The 18,327-nt window shown below is 67.8% G+C and carries 15 protein-coding genes; 1 reads left to right on the top strand and 14 read right to left on the bottom strand.

What is annotated here, in order from left to right:
- Positions 1-49 precede the first annotated feature (49 nt).
- Positions 50-1,177 carry a M48 family metallopeptidase gene (locus ACH4EW_RS03875; protein ID WP_398250885.1) on the top strand — a complete coding sequence of 376 codons (1,128 nt, stop codon included), beginning with the start codon at positions 50-52 and terminating at the stop codon, positions 1,175-1,177.
- Here the strand turns inward: ACH4EW_RS03875 and ACH4EW_RS03870 are convergent.
- From ACH4EW_RS03870 to ACH4EW_RS03805, 14 genes are all read right to left on the bottom strand, one after another.
- Positions 1,110-2,231 (bottom strand): hypothetical protein, encoded by a 1,122-nt coding sequence (locus tag ACH4EW_RS03870; RefSeq protein ID WP_398250882.1) that lies wholly within the window; start codon positions 2,229-2,231, stop codon positions 1,110-1,112. The two genes, ACH4EW_RS03875 and ACH4EW_RS03870, sit on opposite strands and share 68 nt — an antisense overlap.
- 239 nt (positions 2,232-2,470) lie before the next feature.
- The gene (locus ACH4EW_RS03865; protein ID WP_398250879.1) at positions 2,471-3,073 is read right to left on the bottom strand and encodes a hypothetical protein; all 603 of its coding nucleotides are present in this window, start codon (positions 3,071-3,073) and stop codon (positions 2,471-2,473) included.
- A gap of 65 nt (positions 3,074-3,138) precedes the next feature.
- Positions 3,139-4,422 (bottom strand): glutamate-5-semialdehyde dehydrogenase, encoded by a 1,284-nt coding sequence (locus ACH4EW_RS03860; protein WP_398250876.1) that lies wholly within the window; start codon positions 4,420-4,422, stop codon positions 3,139-3,141.
- A gap of 82 nt (positions 4,423-4,504) precedes the next feature.
- Complete coding sequence (locus ACH4EW_RS03855) at positions 4,505-5,005, bottom strand: hypothetical protein (protein ID WP_398250873.1); 501 nt, start codon at positions 5,003-5,005, stop codon at positions 4,505-4,507.
- Positions 5,006-5,149: 144 nt separating this feature from the next.
- Complete coding sequence (proB, locus tag ACH4EW_RS03850; RefSeq protein WP_398250870.1) at positions 5,150-6,277, bottom strand: glutamate 5-kinase; 1,128 nt, start codon at positions 6,275-6,277, stop codon at positions 5,150-5,152.
- Positions 6,278-6,399: 122 nt separating this feature from the next.
- Positions 6,400-6,996: a dTDP-4-dehydrorhamnose 3,5-epimerase gene (gene rfbC / locus ACH4EW_RS03845; protein WP_398250867.1), complete on the bottom strand. Its 597-nt coding sequence runs from the start codon at positions 6,994-6,996 to the stop codon at positions 6,400-6,402.
- Positions 6,997-7,060: 64 nt separating this feature from the next.
- Positions 7,061-9,052, bottom strand: a complete 1,992-nt coding sequence (locus ACH4EW_RS03840) for a glycosyltransferase family 2 protein (RefSeq protein WP_398250864.1) — start codon at positions 9,050-9,052, stop codon at positions 7,061-7,063.
- 138 nt (positions 9,053-9,190) lie between these two features.
- Positions 9,191-9,985 carry a class I SAM-dependent methyltransferase gene (locus ACH4EW_RS03835; protein WP_398250862.1) on the bottom strand — a complete coding sequence of 265 codons (795 nt, stop codon included), beginning with the start codon at positions 9,983-9,985 and terminating at the stop codon, positions 9,191-9,193.
- Between the two features lie 156 nt (positions 9,986-10,141).
- Positions 10,142-11,026, bottom strand: a complete 885-nt coding sequence (rfbD, locus tag ACH4EW_RS03830; RefSeq protein ID WP_398250859.1) for a dTDP-4-dehydrorhamnose reductase — start codon at positions 11,024-11,026, stop codon at positions 10,142-10,144.
- Positions 11,023-12,009, bottom strand: a complete 987-nt coding sequence (gene rfbB, locus ACH4EW_RS03825) for a dTDP-glucose 4,6-dehydratase (RefSeq protein WP_398250857.1) — start codon at positions 12,007-12,009, stop codon at positions 11,023-11,025. The genes rfbD and rfbB overlap by 4 nt, the downstream gene beginning before the upstream one ends.
- Positions 12,006-13,076: a glucose-1-phosphate thymidylyltransferase gene (locus ACH4EW_RS03820; protein WP_398250854.1), complete on the bottom strand. Its 1,071-nt coding sequence runs from the start codon at positions 13,074-13,076 to the stop codon at positions 12,006-12,008. Before ACH4EW_RS03820 ends, rfbB begins: the two co-directional genes overlap by 4 nt.
- A 145-nt stretch (positions 13,077-13,221) precedes the next feature.
- A complete protein-coding gene (locus ACH4EW_RS03815) occupies positions 13,222-14,439 on the bottom strand; it encodes a glycosyltransferase family 2 protein (protein WP_398250851.1) in 1,218 nt (405 codons plus the stop codon).
- Positions 14,440-14,589: 150 nt separating this feature from the next.
- Positions 14,590-16,635 (bottom strand): hypothetical protein, encoded by a 2,046-nt coding sequence (locus ACH4EW_RS03810; RefSeq protein WP_398250848.1) that lies wholly within the window; start codon positions 16,633-16,635, stop codon positions 14,590-14,592.
- A 133-nt stretch (positions 16,636-16,768) separates the two neighbouring features.
- Positions 16,769-18,268: an SDR family NAD(P)-dependent oxidoreductase gene (locus ACH4EW_RS03805; protein ID WP_398250845.1), complete on the bottom strand. Its 1,500-nt coding sequence runs from the start codon at positions 18,266-18,268 to the stop codon at positions 16,769-16,771.
- Positions 18,269-18,327: the final 59 nt, after the last annotated feature.

The following is an 18,327-nucleotide window of genomic DNA, read 5'->3' as shown; positions in this document are numbered from 1 at the left end:
GGATTTGTCAGGGGGCGAGCGACGTCTCGTACGAACAGGGGGCCCATTCATGACCGAACGCAGCCACGAGAGCCACGAGAGCGTGCCGAGCAGGCAGCGCAGGCGTTTCGCAGGGATCTCGTCACGGGCCTATGAACACCCGGCGGACCGCTCGGCCCTGGTGGCCCTGCGCAAGCTGAGCGGTTTCGACACCGTGTTCAGGACACTGAGCGGTCTGCTGCCCGAGCGCAGCCTGCGACTGCTCTTCCTCTCCGACTCCGTCCGGGTCAGTGACGCACAGTTCGCGCATCTCAACGCCATGCTGAGGGATGCCTGTTACATCCTGGACCTGGAGAAGGTCCCGCCGATGTACATCAACCAGGACCCGCAGCCCAATGCCATGTGCATCGGTCTCGACGAGCCGATCATCGTGGTGACGACGGGGCTGGTGGAGCTGCTCGACGAGGAGGAGATGCGGGCCGTCATCGGCCACGAGGTGGGACACGCCCTCTCCGGCCACGCCGTGTACCGCACGATTCTGCTGTTCCTCACCAATATCGCGTTGAAGGTCGCCTGGATCCCGCTCGGCAATGTCGCGATCATGGCGATCGTGACGGCACTGCGCGAGTGGTTCCGCAAGTCGGAGCTGTCGGCAGACCGGGCGGGGTTGTTGGTCGGGCAGGATCTGCAGGCATCGATGCGCGGCCTGATGAAGATCGCGGGCGGCAATCATCTGCACGAGATGAATGTGGACGCCTTCCTCGCCCAGGCCGACGAGTACGAGAAGGGCGGCGATCTGCGCGACTCGGTGCTCAAGATCCTCAATCTGCTGCCCCGCTCGCACCCCTTCACCACGGTGCGCGCGGCCGAGCTGAAGAAGTGGTCCGAGACCCGCGACTACCAGCGGATCATGGACGGCCACTACCCGCGGCGCGACGAGGACAAGGACACCTCGGTGACGGACTCCTTCCGGGAGTCCGCGGCGCACTACGCGGACACGGTGCGCACCAGCAAGGATCCGCTGATGAAGCTGGTCGGCGACATAGCGGGGGGAGCTGGGGACCTGGGCGGCAAGCTCCGCGACAAGTTCACCGGTCAAGGCGGCGGGGGCTCAGCCGGCAAGGGCGGCGCTACGGACGGCCCTGCGGGGCGCCAGGAGTCTCGGAACTCTGATGAGTCGGGGACTGCCGGGAGCTGACCGTCAGTGTCCCGCAGACCGCCGCCGTGGGCCGGTCCGTCGCGTACGGGTCGGTGCCCGCGGGGCTGCGGGAGACGGCGTGCTGCCCGGCGAGCAGCGGTCGCAGCGCACCCGCGGTGTCTGCCGGGCACACCTGCGGCCCCGCCTGTACATAGCTGGTGCGCAGCTCCAGCCGGTGCAGCCGCAGGTCTTCCCGGTCGAAGCGGAAGTGCAGCTCGCGCCGTACGGTGAAGAGCGAGGCTCCGCCTGCCCGTTGGGGCCCTGGGGCCGCCGGGCGGAGCGTGTATGTGAAGGTGTGGTCCGACACCACCTCCAGGGTGTCGGACCCCGCCTCCGTGTAACTCAGGGTGCCCCGGACCCGTATGTCCGGAGCAGCCAGTGCCACCTTCGTCGGGTCGAAGCGCACCAGCCAGCCGGTCGCGGCATGCTGTCCGTCGTCGTCCGGCCGGCTCATGCTGCGGTCGAACTGGGCCATCTGGTCAGGGGCGAGCAGTTGTTGCACCGGCCGCACCGCGTCTCCGGTGAGGACGTCGGGGTCGAGCGAAGACGCCACCAGGTAGTCCCTGACCGTTGTCAGGGCCGTCGCCACCTGGCTGTCCGAGAAGTTGTCCGTCCCTCGGATCGCAGGCAGGTCGATGCCTGCGGCGCCTGATTCGAAGTGTGCTGCGGGGCTCTTCGCGAGGAGGTCGGCGGCGGTTCCGCCGGGTACCGCACCCTGAGGGGCCAGGGGTACGACGATCGATCTCAGAGGTTCGGCCCTTCTGCCGACGGGCGCCTGGTAGGGGTGACGGAAACCCATGTACACGGCTGCTCCGAAGGCCAGGGCGATCAGGAGCACCAGGGCGATGGCGGCTTTGGAGCCGGCACGGAAGCCCCGGGCCGGGAGGCTGCGTACGGCACGGGCGTGGTCCCCCATGCGTTCCTGGGCAGAGAATTCCTTCAGCCGGGCAGCACGCACGAACGACTCGTCGAAGACGAGTGAGCGGTATTCGTCCTCACCGCCGCCCGGCGCGCTCTCGGGCGGACCTTCTGGTGGTTCTCCGCGGTCTGCCATGACTTCTCCCGACTCCACGTCACCGACCGGGGCCGAAACGCTTCGCTCTGCTTCGGCCGAATGGCTTCGGACACGGCCGACCCGTCATTCGCATCACGTCGCATGACTGCGCATGTACGGACGAGTGAGAAGCCCCCTCGGAGAGAGGGGTCACATCTTCAGGGTAGGTCGATTACGACCGGGGTAAACGCCCAGCCGCGAGAGAGCCGTCCAAGAGTTGCCCCGGACCCCGGCCGGCCTCAGCTCGGGCGCGGCCCCACTGAGACCGTGGGGCGGGTATAGCCGGCCGAGGCCGACGGGATGGCGCTGGGGACGGGGCCGGGGGAGCTGTCCACGCCGGTGGTGGCGGGCGGCGGGGCGGGGTCCTGGCGGTTGCCCGAGGTGTTGCGGTAGACGGCGCTGAAGGCCAGCGCGACCATCCCGATACCCATCAGCACGGCGAGCAGCCAGGCCACAGGCCGGTGCCAGCGCGCAGCACCCCGATAGGGGCGCAGGACACCGCCGTGGCGACCGTAGGGGCCGCTGCCGTACGCGTCGTCCTCGGGGTCCAGCGGGTCGCTGCAGGCGCTCCCCCGGCCGTATGCGCCGCGCGGTCCGCGCCCCTCGTCATGGAGCTCGTCGTCCGGCGGACCGCCGCCCGACCGCGCCCGGGACGCCTCGGCCTCGGCGCGCGCCTCCGCAGCCGCCAGAAGTCGCTCCACGGCGGTGGGTTCATGGATCTCGGCGGCCCGTACGAAATCCTCGTCGAATACCGCGGAGGCGAAGTCCTCGTCCGCGCCCCCGCGGTCGTCGTCGGGCTCCCAGCCCTCCGGGAACGGCCTGCCCCCCACGTCGTCCGGCACAGCTCCAGACTAGCCCCGCCGGGTGGTTCTGGGCAGGGAGCCCGCAACATTCACCGACCGGACAGTCACCGCACGTGGCCGTCGCCCGTGACGATGTACTTCGTCGAGGTCAGCTCCGGCAGGCCCATCGGGCCCCTGGCGTGCAGCTTCTGCGTGGAGATGCCGATCTCGGCGCCAAAGCCGAACTGACCGCCGTCGGTGAAACGCGTCGACGCGTTCACGGCCACCGTCGTGGAGTCGACCAACTGGGTGAAGCGGCGGGCCGCGGCCTGGGAGGTGGTCACGATCGCCTCGGTGTGGCCGGAGGACCAGAGACGGATGTGAGCGACGGCAGCGTCCAGCGACTCCACGACGGCCGCGGCGATGTCGTACGAGAGGTACTCGGTCTCCCAGTCCTCCGGCGTCGCCGCCACCACGGTGGCCCTGGACCCCTCGGCGTATCGGAGGGCCCGCTCGTCGGCGTGCACGGTCACCCCGGCGTCGGCCAGCGCGTCCAGTGCCCGTGGCAGGAAGTCCGCGGCGATGTCCTTGTGGACCAGGAGCGTCTCGGCCGCGTTGCAGACGCTCGGGCGCTGCGCCTTGGAGTTGATCAGGATGTCGACGGCCATGTCGAGGTCGGTCTGCGCGTCCACGTACACATGGCAGTTGCCGGTGCCGGTCTCGATGACCGGAACGGTGGACTCCTCGACCACTGTGCGGATCAGCGAGGCGCCGCCGCGCGGGATGAGGACGTCGACGAGGCCGCGGGCCCGCATCAGTTCCCGTACCGAGTCGCGGCTCTCGCCCGGCACCAGCTGCACCGCGTCGGCCGGAAGGCCGGAGCCGCCGATCGCGTCGCGCAGCACCCGTACGAGCGCGACATTGGAGGCGTACGCGGAGGACGAGCCGCGCAGCAGGACGGCGTTCCCCGACTTCAGGCAGAGGGCCGCGGCGTCGACCGTCACATTGGGCCGGGCCTCGTAGATGATCCCGACCACTCCGAGCGGCACCCGTACCTGTCGCAGGTCGATGCCGTTGGGCAGGGTCGAGCCGCGGACGACCTCGCCCACCGGGTCGGGCAGCGCCGCGACGTCCCGCACATCGGCGGCGATGGCGCGGATCCGGTCCGGGGTGAGGGTGAGCCGGTCGACGATCGACTCGCTGGTCCCGGCCTCGCGGGCGCGGGCGACGTCCTCGGCATTGGCCGCGACGATCTCGCCCGTTCGCACTTCCAGCGCGTCCGCGATCGCCAGCAGCGCGTCGTCCTTCGCTGCGCGCGGCAGCGGTGCGATGTCGGAGGCGGCAGAGCGTGCTCGGTAGGCGGCCTGGGCGACCGGGGACATGTTGTCGTACGGCGAGAGCGTGGTCATGCCCGCAGAGTAGTGCGCACACTGCGGGCATTCGTCACGTATCCCGTGATGCGAGACAACTGGCCCGGGGCCGCCGCCGCGCTCAGTACGGGTGCACGCCGACCGGGGCGGCCGGGGGCGGCCCGTATCCCTCGGCGACGCGCTGGTGGTACGTCTCGCGGTCGATGACTTCCAGGCCGACGATCTCCCAGGGCGGAAGCCCGGCGGTGGAGCGGTGTTCCCCCCACAGCCGCAGTGCGACGGCCGCCGCATCGTGCAGATCGCGGGCCTCTTCCCAGTAGCGGATCTCCGCGTGGTCGTTGGCGTACCGGCTGGTCAGCAGGAAGGGATGGTCGTGTGCGAGCTGTTCGAGACCGCGTCTGACCTCCTTCAGTGGAATCGCGACACCCGAGACACTGAGCGTGATGTGCCAGAGTCTCGACGGGGTGCGCTCCTCCTTCGCCACCGTCGGCTCGGGCCCGGTGGTCCGGTCGTCCCTGCGGTCCATGGACCGGCTCCCGTCGAAGCCGACACCTGCTCCGACGCTGGTCAGGGCCCGGCCACCCGTTCCTCGGGGCGGCGCCCCCGGGCGCGCTCGTCTCACCGGCGGCCTCCTGTGAATGCGATTGCTGTGCTGTACCCCGCTGTGTCCCCGCTACAAAGTTGACCAGTCCTCGGCCGACGATGGGGCGGTTTTCCTGAAGGTCTCTGCCGCGAGGCTGGACTTTCAGCCGTTTCAGGGGGTCTGTCAGGGGTTCAGGACGACGAGATCGTCCCTGTGTACGACCTCGCGTTCATATGCAGGACCGAGTTCCCGTGCCAGGTCGCGGGTGGATCGGCCGAGCAGTTGCGGGATCTCCTTGGAGTCGAAGTTGACGAGTCCGCGGGCCACGGGTTGGCCTTCGAGGTCGCGCAGTTCCACCGGGTCGCCCGCGGTGAACTCCCCCTCGATCGCCGCGATTCCGGCGGGCAACAGCGAGCTGTGCCGCTCGACGACCGCCTGTACGGCCCCGTCGTCGAGGGTCAGCGAGCCCTGCGGGGTGGAGGCGTGGGCGAGCCAGAGCAGCCGGTCCGCCGAGCGGCGTCCGGTGCGGTGGAAGTACGTACCGGTGTCGCGTCCGGCCAGGGCGTCGGCGGCCCGGCTCGCCGAGGTGAGGACGACCGGGACTCCGGCGGCCGTGGCGATCCGGGCGGCCTCGACCTTGGTGACCATGCCACCGGTGCCGACGCCCGCCTTCCCCGCGCTGCCGATGGTGACACCCGCGAGATCCTCGGGGCCGGCCACTTCGGCGACCCGTGAGGTGCCCGGGGTGCTGGGGTCGCCGTCGTAGAGGCCGTCCACGTCCGAGAGGAGGACCAGCAGATCGGCACGGACAAGATGGGCGACGAGCGCGGCGAGCCGGTCGTTGTCACCGAACCGGATCTCGTCGGTGGCGACGGTGTCGTTCTCGTTGACGATCGGGAGCGCACCCATGTCCAGGAGCTGGTCGAGGGTGCGGTAGGCGTTGCGGTAGTGGGCGCGGCGGCTGGTGTCGTTGCTGGTGAGCAGCACCTGGCCGACGCGTACGCCGTAACGCGCGAAGGAGGCGGTGTAGCGGGCGACGAGCAGTCCCTGCCCGACGCTGGCCGCGGCCTGCTGTCTGGCCAGGTCCTTGGGCCGGCGGTGCAGCCCGAGCGGGGCGAGCCCGGCCGCGATGGCGCCGCTGGAGACGAGGACGATCTCGCGCTCCCCGCCGCTCCTCACCCTGGCGAGTACATCGACGAGCGCGTCCACACGGTCGGCGTCGAGGCCGCCCGCCGCGGTGGTGAGGGATGAGGAACCGACCTTGACGACGATTCTGCGGGCCTCTGTGACGCCCTGCCTGGCTCTTGCCACGTGCTGTTCCCGTTCCGAGGCGGCGGAGTCTTCAGCCAGTCAGGCTACGCGAGCGGCCGGTCGGGACGCCCTTCTGTTTCGAAGCGTGGGATACGCGGACCGCCGCGCATCCCACGCCCCGTTCAGCGTGCTCGCAGCTGCTCCCGGAAGGAAACGCAGTCCTCGTAGCGGGGCAGGAGCCCCTGCTGCTCGGCCTCGGCGAGGGTCGGCGCCTGATCGTCCTTGGGGGAAAGCAGCGGTGCGACGTCCTCGGGCCAGGCGATGGCCAGATCGGGATCGAGCGGATTGAGACCGTGCTCCCGCTCGGGCGCGTACCCCTCGGAACAGAGGTAGACCACGGTCGCGTCGTCGGTCAGGGCGAAGAAGCCGTGGCCAAGGCCCTCCGAGAGATAGACCGCATGATGGTTCCGGTCGTCGAGACGGACGATCTCCCACCGCTTGTAGGTCGGGGAGCCGACCCTGACGTCGACGACGACGTCCAGGACGGCACCGCGTACGCACTTGACGTACTTGGCCTGGCTGGGCGGCACATCCGCGAAGTGGAGGCCGCGCAGGGTCCCTCGACGGGAAACGGAGCAGTTCGCCTGGACCAGGCTGAGGTCATGGCCGGTGGCCTCACGGAAATCCCCGTCACGGAACCACTCGTGGAAGCTGCCGCGGTCGTCGGGGAAGACCTTCGGTTCGTGGACCCAGGCGCCTTCGATGGACAGAGGTCGCATGCTGTTCTGCTTTCTCACTGCAAGGCGATGCCGGTTGTTGTGGAGTGGCTGCGGGGCGGTGGGACTACTTGACCAAGGCCCGCTTGATACGGCCCGCCACGCGCCGCGCCCAAGACCTCTTCGGTGCGGGACCGGCGGACCTCTTGGATGCCCCGGCTGCCTTGACCGCCGTGGTCATGGACACCGTTCCTTCGGCGGCGACGCCGAGGGCAACCGGAAGCTCGGCCCAACGGGGCTTGCCCCGTTTGGCGGACGGCAGGCCGAGCTCGATGCTCCAGGACCGCCCGGTGCTCAGACCTTCCGGAAGCTGTGCGGAGAGCGTGGCTCCGGCGGGGCCCGGTGCGAGAGTCGCGACGGTTTCGGCCTGACCGCCACCGGACACGGCCTTGAAGCGGAGTGCAGCGCTCTCGGTACCGGCATCGCGGTTCGTCGCGATGGGTACGGGCAGCTCGATCTTGCCATCCTCCAGGACCGCGTCCTGCGGGGTGAGGCTCTTGAGGTCACGGTCGAACCGGCTGGTGGCAAGGTCCACGTCGAGAGAGAGGTTGCCGTGCGGCTCGGTCCAGTACGGCAGGACCAGCCGCCTGGGCTCACCGCTCAGGGCACCGCGTCGGCCGCTCTCGATTTCCTCGGCACGGGCCGATCCGAGGCGCGCCTCCTTGGTCCATCCGCACGAGCTGATCCGGATCAGTACGTCCCAGATGCCGTCGCCCAGCGGTGCACCGTTGGCTGCGGTCTCCGGGTCGATCGTCGCCTCGGCCCGAAGTACCAGCCGGAACGTGGTCCCGTCGTCGGAGGGGATCCGCTCCCGGGTGAAGTCGACCGGCTGGAAGAACGCCGCGGCGGTGGTTCGTTCCCGTACGACCAGATCGACCTTGGAGCCGTCGACGGTCGCGAGAGTGCTGACGCCGAGCCCCGCAATGGCGTCCAGGGTGTCCTGTGCCAGGGGCGGGTTCAGCAGGGCCTTGTCGCCCTCGGTCCGGAAAGTCATCGGTTCGCCGTCAGCCTGGTACTCGGCGGTGAAGGCCGCCCTGAGCGCCCCGCCGTCCCATTTCAGGGATTCCAGGAAGCCCGTGGGCTTGATCCCGGATTCCCAGCGGGCCAGTTCTTCGATCTCGGCAAGGCGGTCGTCCACGACGAGCGCGGCGACGATCTGCTGGGTGGGCTGCATCTTCTCCGCGACACCGGGACCGAATCGCTCGGTGACGACACCCCGGATCTCGGTGAACAACTCCTGACGGTAATCCTCCGGCAGCTGCAACAGACGCTTGCCACGAAGGCGCTCGACCATCTCGTTGCGTAGCCAGCGACGGTACATGCTGTCACGGAGCGGGCCCGGATCCGTGTGCTTTTCAACGATGTCGAGGGCTTCCCGGAGGTTCTTGTAATAGCCGACCGGGTCGAAGCGCTGGAAACCGGCGTTCGAGGCGTCCTCACGTTTGATGTGGTAGTAGCACAGGTAGTCGCTGAGGACCGAGATATTGGAGGCGAGCAGGTAGGTCTCGACTACGAAGACATGGTCCTCCAGGCGCCGACGACCCTCTCGGAAGCGGATGCCGTTGCTCTCCAGGAATTCCTTGCGGAACATCTTGTGCGGCGTGAGGCTGTCCATGAGCGGGGCATTGGAGACGCGGGCGCGCGGACGGTTCGTCCGGAAGAGTTCCACCGGTACCGGACGGCCTTTTCCGGCCATTTTGCCGATGATGACGTCGGCATCGTTCTCGACGCCGTAGTTGTACATGCGCTCCAGCGCCTCGTCGCCCAGCCAGTCGTCGTTGTCGACGTACATGATGAACTCGCCCCGGGCTGCGGCAGTGCCGACGTTACGGGGCTTCCCCGACCAGCCCGAGGATTCCTGGTGGATGACATGCATGTGGGGGTACGCGGCGGCAATCTCGTCCAGCCGCGCCGGGGTGGCATCGGTGGAGCCGTCGTCGACGAAGATGGCCTCGTACTCGTCGTCCGGCAGGCTCTGCCGCAGCAAAGAGGAGATGCAGTCCTCGATGTACTCGCCCGGGTTGTACACCGGAATGACGACACTGACCTTGACGGACATGCAGTTAGCCCCAAAAAGAGAGGAAAGGCCCCGGCGTCTCATCACCCTGGGAACATGTGCGCATCAGGCTATCCCGAAGCGCCATCGGAACGGCCCGACATGATCTCGGGTCGTTCCTCCCTGCCCGGCGCCCGCGGCTCATCCGGTCAGCGACTCGATCCGGCGGCGCAGCGGCGCGTAGGCCGAGCGCGGACGGCGCAGGTTACGGGCACGGACCAGCGAGGGCCAGAAAGCGGCTCCGAGCAGCGCCTCGGGCTGTACGGCGTTCTTGCGTACCAGCACCTCGTCGGGGACGGCCTGCGGGTCGGGCAGGACGTATTCCTCGATGATCTCGTCGTACGCGTTCTTCAGCACCGCGCTGTCCGGGTCGGCGCCGAAGACCAGGACGATGCCCGTGGGCTGGGTGTCGACCTCAACCACGGTCAGGTCGGGGCGGAAGCGCCGCAGCACGGTCGCCACCTTGTAGACGTCTCCCGTCCAGGCGTCGGTGTGCCGGTCGCGGGCCGCCTCGTCGACATCGCGCGGCAGCATGTCGTCCAGCACGATCACGCTCGACCAGCGGGCGTGCTTCTCGACGTTCATGAAGTCGCGCAGGGCGTACTCGAAGAGGTGCATGCCGTCGATGAAGGCGAGCTCCAGCTTCGGGTCCCCGCCGAGCACATTGAGCGGATCGCGGCGGGCGAGGGCGCGGAACGGGTTGCGGCCGTTGCGCAGGTGCAGCAGCGGGTCCTTGCGGGCGAAGAAGCCGTCGCTCGTCGCCTTGACCAGGTGGACGTCGCAGCTGATGTCCGTCACCACCCGGAAGGCGGGATCGACGGCGACGGAGGGCACCCGCGAGAGTGCCAGGCTCCTGCCGTCGTTGACTCCGATTTCCAAATAGTTCCGAGGACGGTAGACGCGGTGCAAATGACGCAGAAAGTCATGGCGGTTCACGTGGAGCAGCCCTTCGGAGGAAACCAACTGGTCTGGTGCCCGGCGAAGTTACCGCATGACCGCCCTGCGATGTAAGCGTTCCCCCCTATATAAACCCTCCTTGTTCACATCTTTGGAATTCGACGGGATTTGACTATCAGTACGATCATTCGATGATCATGACCGCTCTACTGCAAGGAGTGCCGGAATTGCCTCTTCCAGCGCCGCCCGCCAGTCCCGGATCGGTTCGATCCCTGCCGCCGCCCAGCGGTCGTGTCCCAGCACGCTGAAAGCAGGCCGGGGCGCCGGCCGCACGAAGGCCTCGCTGGTCGTGGGGCGGACGCGCGCCGGGTCGGTGCCGAGCAGCCGGAAGATCTCCCGGGTGAAGCCGAACCAGGTCGTCCCGCCGCCGCTGGTGCCGTGATAGACGCCCGCGGGTGCGGTTCCCGCCAGGGCGGCCTGTCCGAGCCGGACCAGCCGGTCGGCCAGATCGACGGTCCAGGTGGGCTGTCCGCGCTGGTCGTCCACCACGTCGAGGGTGTCCTTGACGCCTTCCAGCTTGATCATCGTACGGACGAAGTTGCCGCCGCCCGCGCCGTACAGCCAGGCGGTACGGACCACGTAACCGGTGTCCGGCAGGATGTCCAGCACGGCCTGCTCGCCGGCCAGTTTGGTGCGGCCGTAGGCGCTGCGCGGCCCGGTGGGGTCGTCCTCGGCGTACGGCTTCCCGCCGTCCCCGGCGAAGACGTAGTCGGTCGAGACCTGGAGGAGGACGGCTCCGTGTTCGCGGCAGGCCGCGGCGAGGACCTCGGGGCCCGTGCCGTTGACCCGCAGTGCGGCGTCCTCCTGGGACTCGGCGTCATCGACGGCGGTCCAGGCGGCGCAGTTCACCACGACGGCGGGACGGTACTTCTCGAAGCCGGCACGCACCGACCCGGGGTTGGCGATGTCCATGGCCGCGCGGTCCGCGGCGACCGCGGTGACGTCCTCACCGGCGAGCCGGGCCAGGACGTCCTGGCCCAGCATCCCGGCGGCCCCGGTGACCAGCCAGACGGCGCTCACAGCGCGGCCCGGCCCTTCAGCGGCTCCCACCAGGCGCGGTTGTCGCGATACCACTGCACGGTCTCGGCGAGGCCGGTGCGGAAGTCCTTGCGGGGCTCGTAGCCGAGCTCCTCACGGATCTTGGTGCAGTCGACCGAGTAGCGGCGGTCGTGGCCCTTGCGGTCCTCGACATAGGTGACGCTGGTGTCCCAGTCGGCGCCGCAGGCGTCCAGCAGCAGGCCGGTGAGCTCCTTGTTGGAGAGTTCGGTGCCACCGCCGATGTTGTAGATCTCGCCGGCCCGGCCCTTCGTACGGACCAGTTCGATGCCCTGGACGTGGTCGTCGATGTGCAGCCAGTCGCGGACGTTGGCGCCGTCGCCGTACAGCGGAACCTTCCTGCCGTCCAGCAGGTTGGTGACGAAGAGCGGGATGACCTTCTCGGGGAAGTGGTGGTGCCCGTAGTTGTTGGAGCAGCGGGTCACCCTCACGTCGAGGCCGTGGGTGCGGTGGTACGAGAGCGCGATCAGGTCGCTGGACGCCTTGGCCGCGGAGTACGGCGAGTTGGGCGCGAGCGGGTCGGCCTCGGGCCAGGAACCCTTGTCGATCGAGCCGTAGACCTCGTCGGTCGAGATGTGCACAAAGGTCTTGATCCCGGCCTGGTGCGCGGCGTGGATCAGGGTGTGGGTGCCCACGACGTTCGTACGGACGAATTCGGCGCCGCCGTCGATGGAGCGGTCCACGTGGGACTCGGCGGCGAAGTGCACCACCTGGTCGTGCTCGGCCATCAGCTCGGAGACCAGCTCGGGGTCGCAGATGTCGCCCTGCACGAAGCTGAAACCGGGGTGGTCGCGCACCTCGTCGAGGTTGGCCGGGTTGCCCGCGTAAGTGAGCTTGTCAAGCACGGTGACGGCGATGTCGCCGGGGCCCTCGGGGCCGAGCACCGTGCGGACATAGTGCGAGCCGATGAAGCCGGCGCCGCCGGTCACCAGAATGTTGGTGGTCATGAAGAGATCTGCACCTTGCTGTGGTCGCCGAGTACGAGTCGGTGGGCGGACGGGGAACGGGGCGCGGGGGTCACTTCGACGTCACGGCCGATGAGCGAGGCCTCCACGCGGCGTACACCGGCGATGGATGCGCCCCGCAGAACGATGGAGTATTCGATCTCGCTGTCCTCGATCCGGCAGTCCTCCGAGACCGATGTGAACGGACCGACGTACGCGCCGCTGATCACCGACCGGGCGCCGATGATCGCGGGCCCGACGATGCGGCTGCCGCTGACCTTGGCGCCCGCCTCGATCCGCACCCGGCCGATGATCTCGCTCGCCTCGTCGACCTCGGCCTCGTCGCAGGACGGCTCGACGGTCTCCAGGACGGTCCGGTTGACCTCCAGCATGTCGGTGACATTGCCGGTGTCCTTCCAGTACCCGCGGATCGTGGTGGAACGGACGTCGCGCTTCTGGTCGATCAGCCACTGGATGGCGTGCGTGATCTCCAGCTCGCCGCGCCAGGAGGGCTCGATCGAGCGGACGGCCTCGTGGATGGCGGGGGTGAAGAGGTAGACGCCGACGAGCGCCAGATCGCTCTTGGGCTCCTTCGGCTTCTCCTCCAGGGCCGCCACCCGGCCTTCGGCGTCGAGCTCCGCGACACCGAAGGCGGTCGGATCGGGCACCTGGGTCAGCAGGATCTGCGCATCGGGCCTGTCCGTGCGGAACTCCTCCACCAGACCGGTGATCCCGCCGACGATGAAGTTGTCACCGAGGTACATGACGAAATCGTCGTCCCCCAGGAAGTCACGGGCGATCAGCACCGCATGGGCGAGGCCGAGCGGCTCGTCCTGCGGGATGTACGTGACGTCGATGCCGAGCCGGGAACCGTCGCCGACCGCCTCGCGGATCTCCTGAGCGGTGTCGCCCACGATGATGCCGACTTCGGTGATGCCCGCTTCCGCGATGGCTTCGAGGCCGTAGAACAGCACGGGCTTGTTCGCCACGGGCACCAGTTGCTTGGCCGAGGTGTGTGTGATGGGACGCAGGCGGGTGCCGGCCCCTCCGGACAGTACGAGAGCCTTCACGTGACCAGTCCTCATGGTTGAGATATCGGTCTTGTCGCGGCTGCGACCTGCGGTGCGACTTTACTGAGAATTGCTGTGCAATTCGTAGTGCGTCGCGCGATCGAGATGCGAACTCACGTACGGACTTCGGCCGGGGTGGACCTGCTCAGGCCGCTTTGATCCTCGACTTCCAGCGTCGTACGTCCCGCCGTATACGCCGGACGACGCGCCGTGACAGTGACGGATTACGGGCTATGACCTCGGGCTTCTCGATGCGCTTGCTGTCATGCCAGTCGGGCACGGTGACCTCGAAATCGGATTCCGAAAGACCACTCGAACGGTCCCGGAAGTACGGGTACGCGAGGAAGCGCTTGTCTCCCTTTCGCGAGTCGACCACATCCGGAACCGTCTTCGCCTGCTGATACTTCAGCGTGGCCATCAGCACGTCGGCCCGGCCTGCCGCGACAGCGGCGAGCCGCAGCCTCTCGGCGACCTTGATCAGGCGCGCCACCCTGTCGTTCCAGTACATGTCCATGAGCGGCGCCGCAAGCTCCATCTTGTGGCGTCGCACCTCCTCCGAGTCCCGGAGGAAGTTGGGACCGAACTGCTGCAGCGTCCCGACCGTGAAGGGCCTGATCATCAGGAAGTCCCGCTTCGGTCCGGCCGGTTCGAGCCGGTGAATGAGCGCCATCATGGCCCGCATGGAATCGAAGCGCCATACGTAGGTACCGCTCTTGGTCACATGCTTTCCGTCGTCCCGGCCGACCAGGTAATAGCAGGTGTAATTGGAGATGACGGAGACTCCGGCACCCCGGAGATACGCCTCCATGGTGAAGAGCGCATCCTCACCGGTCTTGAGTTCCTCATCGAATCTCAGACCAAGTCGCTCCAGCATTTCACGCCGGAAAAGTTTCTGTGCGCTCAGCGTGTAAATGACCTTGGAATTGTATACGTTGACCCGTTCCTTGGTGCCTGTCCACATCGACTTGGGCGCTCCGCGATTGACCCCGACCACCTTGCCGAGCACCACATCGGTGTGCGCCCGGTCGGCCATGGCCACCATCCGCTCCAGGGCCTCGTCACCGAAGTAGTCGTCCGCATCGAGGAAGAACACATAGCGTCCCCTCGCCATACCGAGACCCACATTGCGCGGCCCGCTGGGACCGCCGGAATTCTTCTGCCTGACCACCCTCGTCGGAACCGCGGATCGGGCCGCGAACTCCTCCAGGTATTCACCGGTGCCATCGGTCGAACCGTCATCGACCGCAACGATTTCGATCCGGTCGGCACCGATGGTCTGCTTCTCCACCGATTCGAGACAGCGGATGAGATAGGGCATCGCCTCATATGCGCCGATGACCACGGTTACGTCAGGAGTTGGCATCTCGTTCACATCAACAGAAGACAGTCACCCCAGAGCGTTGGTTGCCCAACACCGCGCACCCGAGGAGTGACCATCATCACAAAGGCCCGGCACAACCCTTTCAGGGCTATGCCGGGCCGGATGAATCGTGTAAGCGAGCCAGGCCGACTCTCAGCCGCTCACGGGCTCGCCCAGGGACTTCGCCACTCCGGCGTTCCTTGCCTCGGACTTGGCCGCGAGCGCCTTCACCGCCGCGTCGAACTGCATGAGGGATGTGGGCTCGTCCGGGCCGAGAAGGTACTGCTTCAGCTCTCGCCTGGCCTCGGCAAGCGTGTCCGCACCGGGATCATTCACCGCGTCGAGCAGTGCGTCCAGCTCGGTCGCCGCGTTGGAGAGGATCACCGCGGCGCGTACCGCGGTGTTCTGCCGTCGGAACTCGTCCACGCCCAGAGCGGCCGAGTCGGTGACCGCGTACGGCTTGCCGCTCGCGATGAAGTCGGACACCACACTGGAGATGTCCGAGACCATGGCGTCCGACTCGTTGAAGCAGTCGTACAGCCGCATCTGGGAACCGGTGACAACCCTGTGCTCCCACCAGCCCTGTGCACGCCAGGCGGCAGCGTTCCACTCGTCCTTGAGCTTCGCGGTCTCGGCCTCGCGCGCCGGGTCGGCCAGCGAGTCCCGGGACAGTTCCGCCTCGTCCCGGGCAGTGCGGCCGCCGCCGGCGAGTTCGGCCAGGCGTGCCTCGATACGGGCCAGCTCCGCCCGGGCCTCGGCCTGCTGGCCCCGCAGAGCAGCCGATTCCTTGGCCCAGCGGGGGTCGGTGGCGCGCTGGGCGGCGGCCTGCTCGATCAACGCGGTGATGCGCAGGTGCACGGCCTTGGCCGCGGCGCTGCGGGTGCCGGTGAAGGGGTGCGGCTTGTAGAGCAGCCGGACCGGCTTCTCCGAGTCCAGCAGTCGCTTGACGATGTTCTCGCCGGCCAGCAGCAGCGAAGTGTTGCCCGGGTTGTCGTCCCAGCCCTCCCAGGTGGGGGCGTAGAGGATTGTCGGGATCGGGTTCTTCGGCGCACCGGACCACGGCTGGATGGCGGCCAGCTGCGGGCGGCCGACCTCGACGATGTCCTCGTCGCGCACACCGACATCGGCCAGCGCGTAACGGTCGCGCCCGGCCCGGCCCGCGGTCCACACCTCGTCGTAGACCTTGCTGTACGGGTTGACGCTGGCGAGCTTGTCGCTGTCGCCGTGGCCGATGAAGACATGCTTCATCGTCGGAACCCTGAGCAAATGGATGTTCTTGCCGACATTGGCCGCATAGAACGCGACCCGTACCGAGGAGAGGTCCAGATTCATCAGGTGCACGCCGCCGGGCACACAGAGCACGGGCACCGACGTCGTGGCGAGCTGCGGGACGATGTTCCGCTCACGCAGGACGATCAGCGGCCGCCCGCCGAGCTGGGCCATCGTCTCCAGCCACATGTTCACCTGGTAGGCCGAGTCCTTGGAGCCGGAGAAGTACAGCATCACGGTCGGCCGGTACTCGGCGAGCCACTCGCCCACCGCATTGAGGACCTTGGTATCCGGCGGTACGAGCCGGCTCGGCCGGACGTACGGCAGAAGTGCTGCCAGGTAGCCGACCGCGAGGACGAGCGTGAGACCGAGGCCGGCGTAGGCGATGACGTTCTTACCGGTCTGGACCGCAACCAGCACACCCACCATCGAGAAGATGTCCAGGTGCAGCATCTTCTCCGCGGGCCGGCTCATCAGGATGTGCGGCGGGGCATTTCCGATCCGCACCGACCTGAGGTCGATGTTGCGGGTGACCACCGGAAGCTTGCGGCGCAGCCGGATGAGGGTGACCATCGCGCTCTGCGGCGCCTGGAGTCCGTAGAAGGCCAGCAGACAGGCGACCGTCACGTAGAAGAGCGTCTGCTCGCCGTATCCCATACGGGAGAGCAGCAGGATGAGCAGCAGCTGGCGGACCAGGAATCGGATCGACAGCCCGGCACGGACGGCGGCGAGCCGGTTGATCAGGTAGCTGCCACAGTGGTGCAGATACCGGTCCGCGAGATAAGTGGCCGCGGTGGCCGCGGCGAAGAACCAGAGATTGGGGATTGCCGCCGCGAGCATGATGCACGGGAACCCCACAGCCACCAGGAGCGCCGCGGCCAGCTCCGAAGCACTGCCCACCCGAGCCAAACGAATGGCTTTCGAAATCACGAAGTACCGCTCCCGAGGGTGCCGACTGTCTGCCTTACAAGGAAAGTGTGAAGGCTGAGCTTCACGAATTCGGACCCCTGCAGTTTGCGCTTGGCGCCTGCAGGGGTCCGATTAAGTCGATTGTCAAGCAGTATTACACATCGGCCTGTCGGTCCAGGACAGCGGCCAGCGCCTGTTCGAAGCCCGATGCCTCTGAGGCGCTACGGGTCGGGTCCTGCTGGCGCACGTCGATGACATGGCCGGTCATCTCGGAGAGCAGGACGTCGAGGGAGGTCCGGGCGACCGCCTCGGAGGAGAGCAGCGTGCCGGCGGGCTCGTCACCGAACGCCTTGGTACGCATCGGGGTGGCGGTGCGCTCGGGGTTCACGCAGTTCACCCGTACTCCGTCGCCCGCCCACTCGTCCGAGAGCGCCTGAGTGAGGTTCACCATGGCGGCCTTGGTCGACGAGTAGAGGCTGTACTCCGCGCGGCCCCGGGTGTAGCTGCTGGAGGTGTAGAGCAGCAGCTGGCCCTTGGTCTCGGCGAGGTACTTGTACGAGGCCCGGGCGATCTGCACGGGCGCCAGGTAGTTGACGTTCAGCGCTTCCTGGATGGTCGTGTTGTCCGTCTCGGCCAGCTTGCCGATGCGGAGCACACCCGCGGTGTTGATCACGTAGTCGACGCGGCCGGTTTCCGCGTACGCCTTGGAGAGCGCTTCGTCGACGTGCTCCGGGTTCTCCACGTGCGTACCGGTGGTGGAACGGCCCAGGGCGTAGACGGTTGCGCCGTAGGACTCGGCGAGCGTGGCGATGTCCGCGCCGATGCCGTACGAGCCGCCGAAGACGACGAGGGTCTTGCCGGTGAGCAGCTCGCGGTAGGCGGCGTCGTCGGTCGGCTGCGGCACGGCCGTGGAGGCCAGCTGGAAGAGCTTGTCCGCGATGAAGACGTCGACCGGCTGGGTGACCTTCATGTTGTACTCGTCGCCCGCGACGACGTAGATCGGCACGTCGGGGAGGTACTTCAGGACGACCGAGCAGTCGTCGGTGGCCTGGAAGTTCGGGTCGCCCGCGGCAACCTCGTAGGCCCGGCGGATCGTGGAGAGCTTGAAGGCCTGCGGCGTCTGGCCGCGGCGCAGCCGGGAGCGGTCGGGCACGTCGGTGATGAACTCGCCGTCGCCGCCGTGGGTGCGGGTCACGATGATCGTGTCCGCGGACGGGATGGCTACGTCGACCGCCTGGTAGCGGTCCAGGGCGTCGACGCAGTCCTTGATGACACGCTGTGAGAGCAGAGGGCGCACGGCGTCATGGAAGAGGACGTTGCGGTCCTCGCCCTCGGCCAGGCCCTCGCCGAGGGCCGCGATGGCGCGTTCGGTGGTCTCGTTACGGGTGGAACCGCCCTCGATCACCTTGGTGACCTTGGTGAGTCCGGCCTTGGCGACGATCTTCTCCACGTCGGGCACGTAGCCCGGAGCCATCAGCACAATGACGTCGTCGATGCAGTCGGCCTGCTGGAAGATCGACAGCGTGTGCTCGATGACTGCCTTGCCCGCGATCTTCAGCAGTTGCTTAGGAATGGACAGACCCACGCGCTGGCCGGTGCCGCCGGCGAGTACGACTGCTGTGGTTCGGGCTTTGGCTATGTGCTGAGCAGACACAGACGACCTACCTTGAGGGCTGGGAGACAGAGCGATGGTTGCACTCTCCGTTACCGTCT

The organism is Streptomyces sp. NPDC018000, assembly GCF_044328025.1.
Classification (GTDB): Bacteria; Actinomycetota; Actinomycetes; order Streptomycetales; family Streptomycetaceae; genus Streptomyces.
The sequence above is the reverse complement of the archived record's forward strand: the minus strand, read 5'-3'. Positions and strand labels throughout refer to the sequence as shown.

What these genes read in the sequence shown, in the direction of transcription:
- ACH4EW_RS03875 (WP_398250885.1), top strand. Translation starts at nt 50, where the DNA reads ATGACCGAACGCAGCCACGAGAGCCACGAGAGCGTGCCGAGCAGGCAG.
- ACH4EW_RS03870 (WP_398250882.1), bottom strand. Translation starts at nt 2,231, where the DNA reads ATGGCAGACCGCGGAGAACCACCAGAAGGTCCGCCCGAGAGCGCGCCG.
- ACH4EW_RS03860 (WP_398250876.1), bottom strand. Translation starts at nt 4,422, where the DNA reads ATGACCACGCTCTCGCCGTACGACAACATGTCCCCGGTCGCCCAGGCC.
- rfbC (WP_398250867.1), bottom strand. Translation starts at nt 6,996, where the DNA reads ATGCGACCTCTGTCCATCGAAGGCGCCTGGGTCCACGAACCGAAGGTC.
- ACH4EW_RS03840 (WP_398250864.1), bottom strand. Translation starts at nt 9,052, where the DNA reads ATGTCCGTCAAGGTCAGTGTCGTCATTCCGGTGTACAACCCGGGCGAG.
- rfbB (WP_398250857.1), bottom strand. Translation starts at nt 12,009, where the DNA reads ATGACCACCAACATTCTGGTGACCGGCGGCGCCGGCTTCATCGGCTCG.
- ACH4EW_RS03815 (WP_398250851.1), bottom strand. Translation starts at nt 14,439, where the DNA reads ATGCCAACTCCTGACGTAACCGTGGTCATCGGCGCATATGAGGCGATG.